This window comes from Nocardia sp. NPDC051463 (assembly GCF_040681975.1).
Lineage (GTDB): Bacteria > Actinomycetota > Actinomycetes > Mycobacteriales > Mycobacteriaceae > Nocardia.
In genome coordinates, this window is record NZ_JBFBAB010000020.1 from 86705 (window position 1) to 103899 (window position 17195).

13 protein-coding genes are annotated in these 17195 nt (G+C 65.8%); 8 read left to right on the plus strand and 5 right to left on the minus strand.

Annotated features, from left to right (window positions below):
* Positions 1 to 15: 15 nt before the first annotated feature.
* Both AB0M74_RS24100 and AB0M74_RS24105 read left to right on the plus strand, forming a co-directional pair.
* Positions 16 to 1164 carry an MBL fold metallo-hydrolase gene (locus AB0M74_RS24100; RefSeq protein ID WP_366528530.1) on the plus strand — a complete coding sequence of 383 codons (1149 nt, stop codon included), beginning with the start codon at positions 16 to 18 and terminating at the stop codon, positions 1162 to 1164.
* 65 nt (positions 1165 to 1229) lie between these two features.
* Complete coding sequence (locus AB0M74_RS24105; protein WP_366528531.1) at positions 1230 to 3914, plus strand: LuxR family transcriptional regulator; 2685 nt, start codon at positions 1230 to 1232, stop codon at positions 3912 to 3914.
* A gap of 102 nt (positions 3915 to 4016) precedes the next feature.
* Here AB0M74_RS24105 and AB0M74_RS24110 read toward each other — a convergent pair whose 3' ends face one another.
* Positions 4017 to 4994, minus strand: a complete 978-nt coding sequence (locus AB0M74_RS24110; RefSeq protein WP_366528532.1) for a nitronate monooxygenase family protein — start codon at positions 4992 to 4994, stop codon at positions 4017 to 4019.
* A gap of 389 nt (positions 4995 to 5383) precedes the next feature.
* On the opposite strand from AB0M74_RS24110, the gene fadD5 reads away from it, so the two are divergent.
* The 3 genes from fadD5 to AB0M74_RS24125 all read left to right on the plus strand — a co-directional run bounded on the left by fadD5 (position 5384) and on the right by AB0M74_RS24125 (position 8641).
* A complete protein-coding gene (gene fadD5, locus AB0M74_RS24115) occupies positions 5384 to 6955 on the plus strand; it encodes a fatty-acid--CoA ligase FadD5 (protein ID WP_366528533.1) in 1572 nt (523 codons plus the stop codon).
* Between the two features lie 65 nt (positions 6956 to 7020).
* Positions 7021 to 7626, plus strand: coding sequence for a cysteine hydrolase (locus tag AB0M74_RS24120; RefSeq protein WP_366528534.1), 606 nt, complete (start codon positions 7021 to 7023; stop codon positions 7624 to 7626).
* 142 nt (positions 7627 to 7768) lie between these two features.
* Positions 7769 to 8641, plus strand: a complete 873-nt coding sequence (locus AB0M74_RS24125) for a hypothetical protein (RefSeq protein WP_366528535.1) — start codon at positions 7769 to 7771, stop codon at positions 8639 to 8641.
* Between the two features lie 23 nt (positions 8642 to 8664).
* On the opposite strand, the gene AB0M74_RS24130 is transcribed toward AB0M74_RS24125, so the two are convergent.
* Positions 8665 to 10074, minus strand: a complete 1410-nt coding sequence (locus AB0M74_RS24130) for a PLP-dependent aminotransferase family protein (RefSeq protein ID WP_366528536.1) — start codon at positions 10072 to 10074, stop codon at positions 8665 to 8667.
* A gap of 80 nt (positions 10075 to 10154) precedes the next feature.
* Between AB0M74_RS24130 and AB0M74_RS24135 the strand changes: the two genes are divergently transcribed.
* Entirely contained in the window at positions 10155 to 10493 is a 339-nt protein-coding gene (locus AB0M74_RS24135) for a cupin domain-containing protein (RefSeq protein WP_366528537.1), read from the plus strand.
* On the opposite strand, the gene AB0M74_RS24140 is transcribed toward AB0M74_RS24135, so the two are convergent.
* The gene (locus AB0M74_RS24140; RefSeq protein WP_366528538.1) at positions 10452 to 11093 is read right to left on the minus strand and encodes a TetR/AcrR family transcriptional regulator; all 642 of its coding nucleotides are present in this window, start codon (positions 11091 to 11093) and stop codon (positions 10452 to 10454) included. The genes AB0M74_RS24135 and AB0M74_RS24140 overlap by 42 nt on opposite strands.
* 131 nt (positions 11094 to 11224) lie before the next feature.
* Here AB0M74_RS24140 and AB0M74_RS24145 point away from each other — a divergent pair, with 131 nt between their 5' ends.
* The gene (locus AB0M74_RS24145) at positions 11225 to 11935 is read left to right on the plus strand and encodes a methyltransferase domain-containing protein (protein ID WP_366528539.1); all 711 of its coding nucleotides are present in this window, start codon (positions 11225 to 11227) and stop codon (positions 11933 to 11935) included.
* 37 nt (positions 11936 to 11972) lie between these two features.
* Here AB0M74_RS24145 and AB0M74_RS24150 read toward each other — a convergent pair whose 3' ends face one another.
* Both AB0M74_RS24150 and AB0M74_RS24155 read right to left on the minus strand, forming a co-directional pair.
* On the minus strand, positions 11973 to 13070 hold the full coding sequence (locus tag AB0M74_RS24150; RefSeq protein WP_366528540.1) for a YbhN family protein: 1098 nt from the start codon (positions 13068 to 13070) through the stop codon (positions 11973 to 11975).
* A 555-nt stretch (positions 13071 to 13625) separates the two neighbouring features.
* A complete protein-coding gene (locus AB0M74_RS24155) occupies positions 13626 to 15998 on the minus strand; it encodes a flippase-like domain-containing protein (protein ID WP_366528541.1) in 2373 nt (790 codons plus the stop codon).
* A 262-nt stretch (positions 15999 to 16260) separates the two neighbouring features.
* Here AB0M74_RS24155 and AB0M74_RS24160 point away from each other — a divergent pair, with 262 nt between their 5' ends.
* On the plus strand, positions 16261 to 17160 hold the full coding sequence (locus AB0M74_RS24160; protein ID WP_366528542.1) for a polysaccharide deacetylase family protein: 900 nt from the start codon (positions 16261 to 16263) through the stop codon (positions 17158 to 17160).
* The last annotated feature ends 35 nt before the right edge of the window (positions 17161 to 17195 follow it).

Below are 17195 nucleotides of genomic sequence, written 5' to 3' on the forward strand. Positions count from 1 at the left end.
GCCGCAGAAATCGCCATGGGCAAGGCCGGAAATTGCCTGGCCGCCTGCCTCTTTCATCGAGGCCTCACGCAGATGGTGGCCGCGGCGGAGATGACGGTGGCGCGACTGTTGGTGGAGACCGCGCTTCTCGACCATCCGCGTCTGGTACTGCCGTCCAAGCCTCGGGATTCCGGAGCTGGCCCGGATTCCGCCTCGATCGCCTACGGTGGCACGATGGCCGACAGCAGCGAGCGGACGCCCACCTTTCCCACTGTCTTGCGCTGTTGCGCCGCGGTAGCGGCGACGCCGGGACGGTTGCTGCGCCCGCGGCGCACCGACGCTGCGTTGCTTGCGAGCCTGAACCCGCAACCGCTGCCGCCCGCGCAGGTCACCGTCGGACTCACCGTGCTGATGCAGGGCAGGATGTCGGCCCCGACGACCATCGTCGCCGAGGGGGTCCGAAGTTTCGGTCAGCTGCCGATGACGATGTCCACCTACCTCATCGAGCACCCGAGCGCACGCTTCCTGGTGGATCCGGCGCTGTGCTCGGGTGTGCACGATCGGGTGCTGCCCGAACTCCCGTTCCCGATCCCGATGCTTGTCGCCCCGCACAAGCCCGTGCTCGGGCTCTCCGATGCCCTTGCCGCCCGCGATATCGCCGTCAGCGCGATCGACTTCGTGATCCCGACCCATCTGCACTGGGACCATGTATCGGGTCTGCTCGAGCTGCCTGATTCCGTCGCGATCCGGCTGCCCGCCGCCGAGCACGCGTGGGCTCTCGGTGGTGAGCACGCCCCGGTCGGTGTCGCTCGCGGTCCACTGCGTGCCCGCACCTTCGACACCTTCGAGCTCGACGGCCCACCGGTCGCAACCTTCGCACGCAGCAAAGACCTGTTCGGCGACGGCTCGGTGCTACTCGTCGATCTGGCCGGGCACACGCCGGGCAGTATCGGCGTACTGCTCGCGGTCGACGATGGCAGCCGAGTGCTGCTGGCCGGTGACGCGGTGTGGAACAAGCTGCAGGTAGAGCTGATTCGGGAGAAGGCGCCGATGCCCGGTCAACTGTTCGATGCCGACCGCGATATCGCGTTCGCCACCATCCATCGGTTGCACGCGCTGCCCGACGGCATCGAGATCGTCGCGGCCCACGACTACACCGCCGTCGCCGCGCTGGCCGCGAAATAGGGTGTGCACCACTTCGACGACCGAATCGTTTGCTGATTTTCCGCGGGCCGCTTAGGTTGGCGTACATGCTTTACGGTCGCGCTGCAGATATACAGCAGATCGGAAGCTTGCTGGACGGGGCGCGCCACTCCCGTAGCGGCGCGCTGGCGATCATCGCGGAGGCGGGCGAGGGCAAGTCTGCGTTGCTGCACCATGCCGAGGAACTGTCCGGGGCTGGTTGGCGGGTGCTGCGCTGTACCGGTATCGAGAGCGAATCCGAACTGCCCTTCGCCGGTCTGCACCTGTTGCTCAACCCGACGCTTGATCGGATCGACGCGGTGCCGAGTCCACAGCGGGACGCCCTGCGCGGCGCGCTCGGTTTGTGTCCGGCCGAGCAGGCCGACCGGTTCCTCGTCGGCGTCGCCACTTTGTCGCTGCTGGCCGAGTTGTCCGCCGAGGGGCCGGTGCTGTGTTTGATCGACGATGCGCAATGGCTGGATCGACCCTCGGCCGACGCACTGCTGTTCACGGCTCGACGGCTCGGCGCCGAAGGTATCGTGATGCTGTTCGCGGGCCGCGCCGAATTCACCGCGCCCGGTTTGCCGGAGTTGCGGCCTGCGCCGCTGGATGGCGAAGCCGCCGCCGCCTTGCTCGCGGACTTCTGGCCGGACCTGGAGCCCGGGGTGCGTCGGCGGGTGCTCGCCGAGGCATCGGGCAATCCCTTGGCGCTGCTCGAACTGCCGCGAATGGATCTCGATTCGCCGCAGCTCGGACCGTTGCCGCTGCCTTCGCGGCTGCAAAGCGGTTATGCGCAGTTCATCGCCGACCAGTCCGCGTCCGCCCGCACCGCCATGCTGGTGGTCGCCGCCGAGGAGACCGGTGACCTTGGTCTGGTGTTGCGGGTGCTCACCGAAATAGGGCTCACCGCAGACGCACTCGCGGAGGCCGAACGCTCGGGCATGGTGTGCATCACCGGGCCGTCCGTGTCGTTTCGGCACCCGCTCAAGCGCGCGGCTGCCTATCACAGCGCGTCCTTCACCCAGCGTCTGGCGGTGCACGCCGCCATTGCCGCCGCGCTGGCAGATGATCCCGACCGTAGTGCTTGGCATCGTGCCGCGGCCGCGACGGGTCCGGACGAGACCGTCGCCGCGGCGTTGGAAGTCGCCGCCGATCGGGCCCGCGACCGGACCGGTCACGCCTCGGCCGCCGCGGCACTCGAGCGTGCCGCATCGTTGACACCGGACCCGGCCGTGCGGGCCCGGCGGCTGATGTCCGCGGTCGAAATCGCCGCCGAGGCCGGCCGGACCGAGCGTGCCCTCCGGCTTGCCGAGCAGGCCGAGCGATTGGACCTCGACCCGAGCCAACGCGGGCGGATCGGCGGGGTGCGCGGGTTGATCGAATTCGAGCACGGCTCACTGCGCAAGGCACACAACCTGTTCATGGAGGCTGCCGAGCACCTTGCCGAGGCAGATCCCGAGCGTGCCGCGTGGACCTTGATCGAAGCGGGGCGCGCGTCATGGACCGCCGGTGACCTCACCGGGGTCATCCGGGCACGGGACCGGATGGCGGCGCTACCACTCGGTGAGCAAGGAGCACTGCTGGTTTCGTCGGTGAACGGGCCACTCATGCTGCATTCCGGCGAGCGCGCGGCCGGCGTCGCGCAGATCCGCGGCAGTGTGGCCTTCAGCCGCGCCATTCCACTCGAAATGATCTCCATTCGGCTCGCCTACGCGCTGCAGGCAGCGCTGATCGGCGATATGCCCGACGCGCGGGAACTGTTGGCGGAGTTGGCCGAGTTGTTGCGTAATCGCGGCATGATCGGCTGGTTGCCCGCTGTCGGCTGCACGCTGGCGACAACGGAGCTGATCCTTGGTCGCTTCCGCGAAGCCGAGCTCATCTCGACGCAGTACGGGCGGATCGCCGCCGATATCGGCCAGCCCAACCGGGTCTCCCATGCCGAGGGAAATCTGGCGATCATCGCGGCTGTTCGCGGTGACGAGCAGCGCTGCCGCGAACTCGCCGAACGCAATTTGCGCGAGGCGCCCGCCGATTACAACGCCATTGATATCGCGCACTTCCACTGGGCGCTGGCATTGCTCGATCTCGGTCTCGGGCGGCACGAGCTCGCGCTCGATCGGCTGGAGGCGCAGTATCATTCGCCGAATCGGGCGCGGGGGCAGTGGATCGATCTGCTGTCGGACCTGGTGGAAGCCGCCGCACGGCTGCGGAGTCCGGAGCGGGCGGTCGAGGCGTTGACCGATATCGAGGAGTGGTCCAGCGCTGTCGACTCGCCATGGGCCGAGGCGTTGACGCTGCGCTGCCAGGCACAGGTCCACGGCGACGGCGAGCTGTTCGGGCAGGCGATGAAACTGCATGCCGCAGTAGAGCGTTGGTATGACTACGCCCGCACCGGCCTGCTGTACGGCGAATGGTTGCGCCGGGAACGGCGCGCGGGCGAGGCCCGTACCCACCTGCGCAAGGCGCTGGAGATCTTCGACCGTCTCGGCGCGGCGCCGTGGGCCGAACGCGCCCGCACCGAACTGCGGGCAGCGGGCGAGGGCGTGGTGCCGGAGCCGGAAACCGATCTGGCCGCGGTCCTCACCCCGCAGGAATTCCAGGTGGTCCGACTGGCGGCCGCCGGTTCGACGAACAAAGAGATCGCCGCTCAACTGTTTCTGAGTCCGAAAACCGTTGGCCACCACCTATATCGCGCCTTCCCCAAGCTCGGCGTGGCCAGCCGCGTCGAGCTCGTCCGTCTCAACCTCGACTGACAACAACCGCGTCCACCTGTCAGGTCCCGGGCGGAGGCGAGGTCACCGCTGGTGGGTTCGGCTCGAGCGAAGGCGAGGCCACCATTGGTTTTCCGCGTCGGGTCAACCGACGACGACGGTTTGCGCCAGCCGGGCGGTGATGAGCTCTTCGGCTTCGGTGATCATGCGTGAGATGAGTTCCGCACAGGTCGGGATGTCGTGGATCAGGCCCTGGCACAGGCCCGCCGACCAGATGCCTGCGTCGAGGTCGCCCTCTTCGAAGACGCGGCGGCCGCGCGCGCCGGAGACGAGGTCGCGGACATCGTCGAAAGTGCCACCAGCCTTTTCGATTTCGACGACCTTGCGGCTGATCTCGTTGTCGGCGACCCGGGCCGTGTTGTGCATGGTGCGGAAGATGAGCTGGGTGTCGCGCTCGGAGTTGGCGACGATCTGCTCCTTCACTTTTTGTGCGATCGAGGATTCCTGGGTGCACAGGAATCGGGTGCCCATGTTCACGCCGTCCGCGCCGAGTGCCAGTGCCGCGACCAGGCCGCGTGCGTCTGCGATGCCGCCGGAGGCGATCATCGGAATGCGCAGCTCGCGAGCCGCGGCGGGAATCAGGACCAGGCCGGGGATGTCATCTTCGCCGGGGTGGCCCGCACACTCGAAGCCGTCGATGCTGACGCCGTCGACGCCGATGCGCTCGGCCTTGAGCGCGTGCCGCACGCTGGTGCACTTGTGCAGCACCTTGATGCCCGCGTCCTTGTAGTACGGGAGGAACGGCTCGGGGTTGCTGCCCGCGGTTTCGACGATCGTGATGCCGCTGTCGATGATGGCCTGCACGTATTCCGCGTACGGCGGTGGGTTGATCGACGGCAGGATCGTGACGTTCACACCGAACGGCTTATCGGTGAGATCCCTGGTGCGCGCGATCTCGCGGCGCAGGTCATCGGGAGTCGGCTGGGTGAGCGCGGTGATGAAGCCGAGTCCGCCCGCGTTGGCGACGGCCGCGACGAGTTCGGCCCGGCCGACCCACATCATGCCGCCCTGCACGATCGGGTGCTCGACGCCGAAGGTCTCGGTGAACCTGGTACGCAGCATTGCGTTTCTCCTATGCCTTGCGCGGGCGCGGTGCTCGCCCGGAACGAGTGGACGCCGTCGTCCGGGGTGGACAGCCGCATACCATCCGCCTTCGGCACTGATAGTGACATGGGAATCGCCTCACGTTCAACTTCTAAGTGAGCCGACATTCGCATATCAGCCTCCGCTTCATGCGACTGACGCATCTGTTGCGGCGCCGATGATGACTGCATATGCGCAGCTAAGAGACATCTATGTGCACAAGGCTCCGCGCTGGGGCGATTAACGATGATTCATATCCTGATCTCTTGATGGACCAGTAAGTTAGTTGTTATTCTGGCCTCAGTTCAGCCCGTCAGCGCTACCGGACTCCCCGGCGGACACGCGACGGTCCGAGAGGAGTTCGTGGCATGACCACTGGTGTGAAGCCGCTCGACGAGCCGATCAGGTCGCGGCGCAACCACTGGAACAATCAGATCGCGGCGCACGCGCAGATGCGCCCGGACGCGGTCGCGATTCGGTTCCGTGGCGTGGACACCACGTGGCAGCAGCTCAACGAGCGTTCGCTGAAATTCGCCGACGCCCTCGCCAGGCGTGGCGTCGGGTTCGGCGATCGGGTGCTCATTCTGGCGCTGAATTACCCCGAATACCTCGAAGCGATCTTCGGTATCACCGCGATCGGCGCCATTGCGGTGCCGGTGAACTTCCGTCTCACCCCGCCCGAGGTCGCCTACATCGTCGGCGACAGCGGCGCTAAGGCGATCGTCACCGACACCATGCTGCAGCCGCTGGCCGCCGCCGTGCAGGGTCAAGTGCCCGCACTGGAGAGCTGCATCGTGATCGGCGGCAAGACCGCCGACGGCGTGTTCGGCTACGACGATGTACTCGTCGAGGGCGGTGCGCCGCACACTGCGCTCGACATCCCGGAGGACACCGCGGCGCTGATCATGTACACCTCGGGCACCACGGGCAGCCCCAAGGGCGCGGTGCTCTCGCACGCGAACTTGAATGCCCAGTCGCTGACCTGCATCCGAGCCATGGACCTGGGTCCCGATTCCGTCGGCTTCTGTACCTCGCCGCTGTTCCACATCGCCGGAATCGGCAGTCTCGCACCGTATTTTCTGCTCGGCGGCAAGACCGTCCTGCACCCGCTGGGCGCCTTCGACGCGACCGACTTCCTCGACGCGGTCGAGCGCGAGCAGGCGACGTCGGCGTTCTGCGTGCCTGCGCAGTGGCAGATGATCTGTGCGGAGCCGACGGTCACGGACCGCAAACTCGCGCTGACGATGCTCAGTTGGGGCGCGGCCCCCGCCTCCGACACCGTGCTGCGGGCGATGGCCGAGTGCTTCCCGAACGCCGCCAATGTCGCGGTGTTCGGTCAGACCGAGATGTCGCCCATCACTTGCGTGCTCGAGGGCAAGGACGCGATCCGCAAGCTCGGCTCGGTAGGCAAGCCCATCCCCACCATCCAGGCTCGCATCGTCGACGACGAGCTGAACGACGTCGCCCCCGGCGAGGTCGGTGAAATCGTCTACCGCGGACCGACTCTCATGGCCGGCTACTGGAACAAGCCGGAGGCGACGGCGGATGCCTTCGCGGGCGGCTGGTTCCACTCCGGTGACCTGGTTCGCGCCGACGAGGAGGGCTTCCTCTACGTCGTGGACCGCAAGAAGGACATGATCATCTCGGGGGGTGAGAACATCTACTGCGCGGAGGTGGAGAATGTGCTGTTCGCGCACCCCCAGATCCGTGAGGCCGCGGTGGTCGGGCGGGCGCACGAGAAATGGGGCGAGGTACCGGTAGCCATCGTCGCCCTTGTCGATGCCGACACCGAGCTCACGCTGGCGGAGTTGGAGCCGTTTCTCAACGAGAATCTGGCGCGCTACAAGCATCCGAAGGATCTGGTCGTCGTTCCCGAGCTGCCGCGCAATGCCAGTGGCAAGGTTGTGAAAGTTCAACTGCGCAAGGACTATTCGTCCTGAGCATCGGGCGAATCGGTCAGGTCTGTACGGTGGACATCGGCGGCGCGGATGGGTAAGGATCGGCTATGGCTATCCCACGGATACGCGCGGCTGTTCTCGCGCTGCATTGGCAAGTGAATGTGATTGCGCCCGAAGGGTTTTTCGGGCCGATGCTGTCGGGTCCGGTCGCTGCCAGTGGCGTTGTGCCGCGCGCGAGGGCCTTCCATGAGGCGGCGGCACAGCGCGGCTTGCCGGTGATCTTCACCCGGTTCACCATTCCGGTCGGGGAGGGCGAGCTGGTGCGCAATACCGGGTTCATGCGCTCGGTCGGCGCGGCGCAGACCGACTTTCGCCCGGATTCGCCAGGTGCCCAGCTCATTCCGGAGATGATCGAACAGCCGACCGTCGTCTTCGACAATCAGAAGCTCTCCGGCCTCGCGGGCAGCAAGCTGCCCGCCTGGCTCGGCGAACAAAGAATCGACACCCTGTTCATTACCGGCGTCGCCACCAATCTCACGGTCGAGCAAACTGCCCGCCACGGTACCGATCTAGGCTTCACTGTTCATCCGGTCACGGACTGCGTCGCCGCGACGACCCCAGAAGCAGGCGCGGCCGCAGTGGCAAATCTTGGACTGACCACAGCAGGATGCCTCACCAGGGATCAGGCGCTGGCATTGATCGATCCGAGCTGATTGCCTCCGGTCCCCTCGTTCGAAACGCGAACAAGCGGTCGCTGCTGTGTTTCAATGACACTGGCAACTATGCAGCTACATATAGATGACGGTGAGCGCGCGCCGATTCGGCAGGTTCGTTTCCAGATCAGGAGACCCTTCGATGAACTCGACTCATCTCATGGTGCTTGCCGCAACCGCGCTGGCGGTAGTAGCCGGCGCAACCGGGTGTGGCGACGACAGGTCGGATCATTCGGCGCACGGCACCCCCGCGGCTGCCACGCCTGCGACGACATCCCTGCCCGCACTGACCACGGTAGCCGACCTGACCGCACCGACCACGGTAGCCAACCTGACCGGACCGAGCGCGGCGCCGTTGCCGCCGCCGAGTCCGGCGTATCCGCCTGCCCCGGCGCCCGCTGCGCTGGCCGACGTCGACTGCGGCGCTATCAACGCCGCGAACGGTGCGACCGCCGATGTTATCGCCTTCGCCTCCGAAGCGGGCCGGGCCGGCTGCATCGAGGCGATCACGGTTGCTTCCGACTACGTGGGCATTCCGCGCACCGGTGACGCCACCACCGTCGGCGGCTGGACCTGTGAACCGCAGCCCGACGCTGTCGTTGCGCACATCTGTTTCAACCAGGGCCGCACCATCGGACTGCGCGGTAATGCGGGCCCCGCTACCCCGCCACCGCCCGCGCCGACGCCGGTTCGGACCATCGATCCGGGCAAAGACCCGCAGCCGGTCCACCAGGACGAGCCGCCCGCGCCGAGCCCAGGTGACACCGTCGAAGACGTGAACTGTGGCCCGGTCGCGAATGCGGGCGGTGCCACCCGCACCGTCATTGCCGTCGGGTCCTCCGCGGGCCGCGTCGGTTGCGCCGAGGCGATCACCGTCGCGACGAAATACGTGACCACAGTGAGTGATTCGGATGTCATGACTGTCGAGGGCTGGCGGTGCAATGCCCAGCCCGACGCAGCGACGCCCTCGATCTGTTCGAAGGACAGCCTGGTGATCGGGCTGCGCGCGACCTGACCCGGATGTGCCTGCCGCCGTCGCTACATCGCGAGTGCGGGTGGCGCGACGGCGGGTCGGGACGGTGGCCGGTAGGTGCGCCAGGCCTCGGCCAGGCGATCGACGGCCCTGCTGAGGGTTTCCGGTGGGTGCAGGAAGTGGATTCGCAGCGCGCTCTCGGAACCGCCGGACGCGTCGAGTCCGCTGCCCGCCAAAATCGAAACACGGTGGCGCAGTGCGGCTTGCGCGAAGGAGGCGCCGTCGCCGTAGGGCAGGCGGATCCACAGGGTCTGGCCACCCTCGACCTGGGGCGCTGACCAGTCGGGGAGGCGGCGGGCCAGCTCGCCGCGCAGATAGTCGTGGCGCATCTTGCGCTCGGGCGCTTGCCTGTGCAGCAGGTCATCGAGGCGCGGCAGCAACTCCGCGGCGGCGAGCTGGGCGGGTAGGTTGCCGCCGAGGTCGTGCACCGCACGGATCCTGGCCAGTTTGGCGATGACGGGTGCGGCCGCGCGTATCCATCCGACACGCAGTCCACCCCACACACTTTTGCTCAACGAGCCGATGGTGATCACAGTGTCCGCGAAGGCGGCGAGCGGTGGGGGTGTCTGGTGACCGGGAAAGCCGAGTTCAGCGAGAACCTCGTCATCGATCAGCGGAATGCCCTCGACGGCAGCGGTTTCCGCGAGTCGGCGACGTGCGAGGGTGGACAGCACCGCGCCGGTCGGGTTCTGGAAGGTAGGGATCACGTAGGCGATTGCCGGACGGTGCTCACGCACCGCCGCCGCGAATCCGTCCAGCCCGGAGGGCAACCCGGACAGGACCGCAGCCTGCTCTCGGAAGGCCTCCAAGGCGCCGGGATAGGTGGGTGCTTCCACGAGTACTCGATCGCCCGGGCGGAGATATGCCCTCGCGAGCAGCGAAAGTGCTTGTTGGCCACCGGTGGTGACGAGAATGTGTGTGGGCTCGGTCGGCACCCCGCGTCCGCGGTAGTACTCGGCGACTGCGCGGCGCAGCACGGGATGACCAGCGGGGTAGTAGCCGATGTCATCGGTGGTTGCGGACAGTGCGGGCAGTATCGCCGCGTAGGACTCGGTCAGCTCGGTGGGCGGCCGGTCCGGTGCCGCGCAGGCAAGCGAGATGACATCCGATCGCGGTTCGAGCAGGTCGAGGAACATCGGCTCGCTCGTGGTTCCCGGCGGGTTCACCTGGGGTGGCCCTGCTACCCGGGTGCCGCTGCCCTGCCGTCGCACGATCCGTCCTTCGTCGTGCAGCAAGTCGTAGGCCGCGACCACGGTGCTCCGCCCGACCGCCAGTGCGGCGGCGAGGGCCCGGTCCGGCGGCAGCGGCGCGCCGGGGGACAGCTCACCGTCATCGATCAGACGGCGTAGTCCCGCGGCGAGTAGGGCGTACAGCGGGCCGCGCCCCGCTGACCAGCGGCCGAGTCGCTTCGTCACATTGATTGGATCCATAGGCAAACCAATTATGCCGAAATTGGCGCTGGATCGGGTTGCCGGACGGCTCGACGATGGTTCCCATGACAGCAGCAAGCACCACCGGGTCCGTTTCGATCACGGCGGCCATCGCGGACCTGCCCGGGCCGTTTCAACAGCGCGAGTTGGCCGTCGTCAACGACACCGTGGTTCGGGTCGCTCAGTTGGCGGGCGAGTTCCCGTGGCACCACCACGACGAGGACGAACTCTTCCTGTGCTGGGACGGGTCTTTCCGCATCGAACTGGCGGGACGGGAGCCCGTCACATTGCGCGCGGGAGAAATGTTCGTCGTGCCCAAGGGCATCAGGCACCGCCCGGTGGCCGACGGGATCGCGCACACGCTACTGATCGAGCGCCCCGAGACTGCGCAGTACGGCAACTGACTCCACGTCGGTGACCTTCGAGTCGTCGGCCGGTGGCACCACTCGCACTCGCCCGACGAGGCCGGGACCGATCAGTTGCTCGAAGCGCTGATACGCCTCGGTCGCCGAAAGTGGTGATTCGGTATCGGCGATCGCGCCGAGCAGGCCGACCACACCCCACGACATGAATGTCACGGTGGTGGCGAGCTCTTTGTCGTCCATATCCAGCCGTTTGGACAGCTGCTCGGTGAGAATGGCCGCGACCATGCGCCGGGTCGCATGCAGCAGCACCGCGCTGCTCTTGCGCCCGAGCATCGCTTCGTACACCTCGCGATTTTCGGCAGCGAGACGGAAAAGCGTGAAGACCGGCGCCAGCGGCGCGGTGTCGCGTCCGGTGCGACAGGCCGCCACCGCCGCCCGCAGATATTCGGTGCTGCTCACCAGCAGCAGATCGTCTTTATCGCGGAAGTGGGCATAGAATGTGGATCGCCCGACGTCGGCGCGCTGCAAAATATCCCGCACAGAGATCCGGTCGTAGCCGTGTTCCAGCATCAGTTCGATCAGGGCGCGATGTAGCTGGCTCTTGGTCCGCCTGACCCGGCGATCGTTGCTGTCGCTCATAGCTTCATTCCGTGCATAGGGCCTCCCGATGGCGTGGCCTTCCGAACAGAAGGCAGGAATCCGTCCCGAACGGAACCGATTCCGCCGTTTTGCTTCTGGTCGATCTGGCAGTTCCTTCAGATCATGAACACATGACCCGAAACGAACAACAGTCTGCCATTACCCATTCTCGCGATGACAACGATGTCGGCGTCCTGCTGACCAAGCCACGTAGCTACCGTGCCTTCAAGACCGCATTCCTACTCGGCAGGAGCCGGGCGCTCAATGCCCGTCTCGTCGCGCTGACCGGCGCTGTGCCCGGTGAGCATGCGCTCGATATCGGGAGCGGGCCAGGCGATCTCGCTCGCGCCCTCGCGGCCCGGGTCGGCAACAGCGGCCGAGTGCTCGGTGTCGACCCGTCGCCGCAGATGATCGCATACGCGACCGAACGCACCCGTGGAGATTCGAACTGTCGATTCGAGCTCGGCCCCGCCCAGTCGCTACGGCTGGCTGACGCCTCGGTCGACGTGGTGACCTGCACCTTCGTGATGCACCACATCCCGCAGACGCAACGCGACACCGCGATCGCGCACATGTTCCGTGTCCTGCGGCCGGGCGGCCGACTGCTGCTCGCCGATACCGACACCGACGGCCGCATGTTGCGGGCGGTAGTCAAGGGGATGGCCCGGTATGCCGGGCACCGCACCCACGACGACGCCGCGGTCGGGCATCAGGCAGACCCATTGGCGGCCATTGATATTCGGCGCTACCGGGAAACTCTGCTGGCGGCGGGCTTCCGGACGGTGGATTTCACCACGGTCGAACCGGCGACCGGAGTGCTGCTCGCGGTCAAAAACGTGTGATTCGTCGCTGGAAGCTATTTTCAGCGCGCAGTGGAGGTCATTCGAGATCACGCGGGGCTGGGGTGCCGACACCCAATTCCGCGTCGATCTCGGTGTCGAGGTCGGCTTGTTCATGAAGCGTGCGAAACGATACGAGGAAGATGATCCAGCCGAGAACAGCCGCCAGAATCAAGCTGATCATCCGGTAGATAATTGCTGCGGGTACCGCTTGGGATAGTGGCATACCCGCGGCTGTCAGGGCCCAAATCAAGGTTGCTTCAACGTATCCGAGGCCCGCCGGTATGAACGGCACGGTGCCGACGGCTTTGCCCGCCGCAAAAGCGACCATCAGTCCGGCCCAGTTCGGATTTGCGCCTACGGCATAACAGCAGAAGGCCAGACAAACGACATCGCCGGTGCGATGAAGTATGGCCCAGACCAGCGTCAGTAGCCCGTCTCGTCGGTTCAGGTCTACCGATTCCAGCTGGCCGAGAATCTCGCGGACTCTCGCCATGCTCCTATCTTCGGGCTTTTTGCGTATTTTGTTGATTTTCCCGATAATTTTCCGGAGCGTGCTTTCCAGTGCATCGGTATGGGTAGCGGCATAATGCCCAGCCCAGACCAGGGCGACCACACTCGCAAGCGAAAATGTCAGGGTGACGAGACTGATGGAACCGAAACCCAGTAGGGCGCCCCCGAGTCCGAGTAGGCCTAAGCCTGCCGCAGCGACTACGCCCGAAATTGCCAGTTGCCAAGACGCCACCAATGGGCTCGCGCCCCAGCGTCGGGTATTCCGGTAGATAAAGGCCATCGAGAAGATCGGACCGGCGGGAAGTGTTGCCGATATAGAATTCGCCGTGTAGGTGACGGCCAAAGATTTGCGTTGACTGACCTCGACGCCGGCGGAGTGGAGTAGTTGCTTCTGGACCCGGGCGAATCCGCTGAAAGACACTGCTTCTGCCCAGATCGCGGACGCTACCCAATACCATTTCACGCCGATGAGCTGCCGCCACGAGTCATGCAGGCTGGGCCAAAGAATGATGCCCTCGGCGACCAAGATCGCTACAAGTGCGGTGCCGAGCAGCCACTTTATCCATCTCGAGTACCCCCGTCGCCGCGGGGACTCCGGTCTGACGTCGGGTTCTGCGTCCACCACGGGCTCAGCCTAGCCCGGATCCGCGGCACGTGGCCACGAGGTGGCAGCGGGTCCGATTCAGTTCCGGTCGGCGGGTGTGGAAAGCCGTCACCAGCGACCATTGGTCATTGGCCGCTGGGAACGACGACAGTGCCCGGCCCGTCGTCGCCCGCACCGCCGATGTCTTCGGTGGTACCGACGGGGATGCGGTGTTCGCCATCAGGGAACTGCCTGACGTGTACCAGCAATGTTCGGCCGCCACCGGTGCAGTTGTTCGACCCTGGTGAAGTTATATCCGCTATAGGCGTACTCGGATTGTTCGCACGGGAGTCGACGGCTTGGAAATCGGAATCAATTGAAGGGCTGTAAGTTTCGATCGGCGAGGCATTCGCGCCGGGTGCGAGTCCGATCATCGGACCTGTCGCAGCAGTAGCGCCGATCGCGAATTCTTTCTCCCCGCTTCGAGATGTTTTGTGAGACATGCTGTTGTGCAGTGCAATAGGCTGAACAGGCTGGGCAAGTTCGCCGAAAGCTGTCCATCGGCTGCCAACTTTTCGGCAGTGCAGGTCCGCGAATTCAGATCATGTCTTTCGCGGCCAGCCAGCGCATGGTGGGCCAGCCGCAGAACACCGGAAGCCAGCAGGTCAGGACGCGGTAGAGCAGCACCGAGGGAACCGCGATGCTCGCGGGCAAGCCGAATGCCTGGAGGCCGACGATCAGCGCGGCTTCCACCGCGCCGACACCGCCGGGAGTCGGCGCGGCCGAGGCGAGCGTGCCGCCGATCATCGTCACGATGGTGACCGCCACGAAGCTGGCGCCGCCGCCGAAGGCCTCGACGCTGGCCCACAGCGCTCCCGCTTGACCGAGAGTGATCGCAGCGGAGCCGAGAATGATCACCGAAAACCGCTTCGGGTCGCGAGCCAGGGCGGCGAGCTCGCCGAGCACCTCCAGCACTTGCGGGCGCGCCGACGTATTGAGCCAGTGACGCAGTTTCGGCACGAACATGAAGGTGCCCGCGATGCCGATAGCGACGCCGGCGATCAGATACAGCACCGTGGCACTCGGCACGAAATGGGAGAGGTTCGCCGAGGTCCCGGCCGCGATACTGAAGATGGTGAGCAGGCTGATGTGGGTGATCACCTGCACCGCCTGCTGCAAGGCGACCGCGGCGGTGGCACGGACCGCGCCGAGTCCGCCCTTCTGCAGGAACCGCACGCTCAGCGCGAGACCGCCCACCCTGGCAGGCGTTGTCGTCGCGGCAAAGGTATTGGCAATCTGCATGATCGCCAGATTGCGAAAGCTGACCAACCGGGATGCGCAGGCCCACAGCGCCCCCGCAGCACCGAGGTAGGTCAGGGTCGAGGTGGCCAACCCGAGCAGCGCCCACCACCAATTGGCTGTCGTCAGCTGCGTGAAGAACGTGGGCACCGCACTGACGAACGGGTAGGCGACATACACCAGCGCGATCAGCAGCGCGAGTTGGATGATCTGGTTGCGGCTGAACCGGGTGATCTGCTCGGCCTCGATCTTGTCGTGCCCGGTTTGCCTGCGCACCTCGTCGCGTGCCGAGGACATGGCCGCCTTCCAGTCCGGGACCGACTTCTTGATCCCGGATGGCATGGCGGACTTGGTCAATCGGCTGGCAGAGGTCACCACCTCTTGTTCGCCGAGGGTATCGATGGCGGCCCGCACCGCGGGTTCCCTGCCGAAGATCGCGGTTGTCGATACCAGTAGTTGCGCGACATCGGATTGCCGCTGTTTCAAGGACGCGCCGAATTCGGCGTTGGCGAATCCGCTGAACACCGCGCGGTCGTTTTCGATGCGGATCTCGGCGGGCCGCAGATCGCCGTGCGAGATCTGGCCGCGATGCAGCGTGTCGAGCGAATTCCACACCGACGCCAGCACATCGCCGGAGAGTTCGGCAATCGGTGTGCCGCGCGCAACGGTGTGCGAGTACAACATCCAGCCGCGGTCGAGGGCGGTGACAGCCACCGGTGTGACGGAGGACAGTTCGAGGTCCCCCGCCGCGATCGCCATCAGTGCGCGATGCTCGACGGCCCGGTGCATGGATCCGTGTAATGCCGCGGTTTCGCTGGTGCGGAAGGTGAGCCAGCGCCACACCTGGCGCAGCGCTCCGAAGCTGCGCTGGTTTTTGCCGTACATCTCGACGATCAGTTCGCGCTCTGGGCCCTCGACAGCGGCCGCGAGCACCAGCGGGCCCTGCCCGGCCGGGTGCACCACGGTGAACGCGGTGACCGTGTGCCCACGCTTTGCCAGTACCCGTGCCGCCGCTTCGAGCGGAACTTCCAGCGCGGGGGTACCGACCACGAGCACGATCACCGCGCCGACCAGCCAGCCGACCGCAAGCCCGAACATCGCCCGTGCGGGCACCACGGTGCTGACCACAAGATGGATCGGCGCGAAGGCCAACAGCAGGAACCACAACCAGCGTCGCGGCCGGGTCGGCAGCCAGGGACTGGATACGGTGAGTACCGCTGCCAACATGGCGATCCAGCGCGGGTCGTCGAGGAACTGGGAAAGAAAGGTATCGAGCCGGTCGGACACCTGTAGGTGCCATCTAGGCGCCGAAAGGCCCGTCCCGGTGATCGATAGCAGTAGTCCGGCAACGAGACCTGCTGCGGCATAGCCGGCCAAGAGCTTCCACTGCCTGCCGATGATCAACTCGATGAGGATCGCGAACGGCAGTGCCAGAATGGCCATGCCGTAGACCAGATACACCAGATTGGACTGGTCGGGGTTGAGGAACCCGACGATGTTCGATACCGAACGTTCCAGAGCCAGCCATTCCGGCCGGGTGATCACCGAGGCAGCGACGACGACACCGACCCACAGTGTCGCGAGTACGACACGGATGATGTCACTGGTCCGCCGAATCAGCGGTTGCAGCAAGCTGCCCGTGACCGGGATTTCCCGCCCGTCGACTCGCATGCTCCGCCTCTCCGCGTCTTTTGCCGGTCGTGGGGTGCGCTCAACGTACCGTTGCGGGCCGGCGGTTAACGGCAAGCTGAGTTCTGGACGTACCCGGTGAGCTACCCATGTACTGGCGAGATCAGCTATTGCGCTCGCCGCACGATACACACCAGTGCATTAGGGTTTTCGAGCTTGTCCAGGGCCGCCACCGCATGGTGTGGGCCAGCTCACTGAATTTCCGGTTGAATCTCACATTGATGTGAAGTTCGAGCATGGACGCATGGACAACGAACTCTTCGACTACAGCCCGATCGTCGACCGTGCGCCGATTCACTGGCCGGGTGATGCGCGCGTCGCTTTCTATGTCGGCCTGAATGTCGAGCATTACCAGGTCGATCGGCCTTCGACCAGCATCTTCGCCGGGACTGCCGGGCTGACACCCGATCCGCTGAACTACGGGTGGCGAGACTATGGGCCGCGGGTCGGGTTCTGGCGGGTGCTCGAGACCCTCGATCGCCACGGGATCCGCGCCAGCGTGCTGCTCAATTCCGATGTCGCCGAACATAATCCGCAGATCATCGAGGCGGGGCGGGCCCGGGATTGGGTATGGCTCGCGCACGGTAAGAACAATTCGATCTTCCAGGCCGAGGTGTCGGTCGAGGAGGAGCGCGCATACCTGACCGACATTGTGGAGACCATCGAGAAAGCAACGGGCCGCAGACCGCAGGGCTGGATGGGGCCCGCGCTGACCCAGACCTTCCGCACTCCGGAGCTGCTCACCGAACTCGGGTTGAGTTACGCGTTGGACTGGACAAATGACGACCAGCCGTACCGAACGAAGGTGCCCGGCTTGTTGAACGTGCCGTATTCGGTGGAGCTCAATGACATCAACATCTTCGTCGGCAAGAGCACGCCGGGGCCGGATTTCGTGCAGATCGTCACCGATCAGCTCGACCAGCTCTACGCCGACTCGGCGACCAGCGGCCGCGTGATGGCGTTGGCGTTGCATCCGTTCGTCATCGGCCAGGCGTTCCGCAGCAAGTACCTGGACCAGGCGCTCGAGTACGTGGTGAACCATCCCGGGGTGTGGCTGACCACCAGCGACGAGATCGCCGCGCACTACTCGGGCGCGTCGGGTCTTGCCGAATCCGCGCGATCCGAAGACGATCAGGTCGGCTAGACGGCAGCCGGACGCTCGTCCGGGCGCCGCACCCG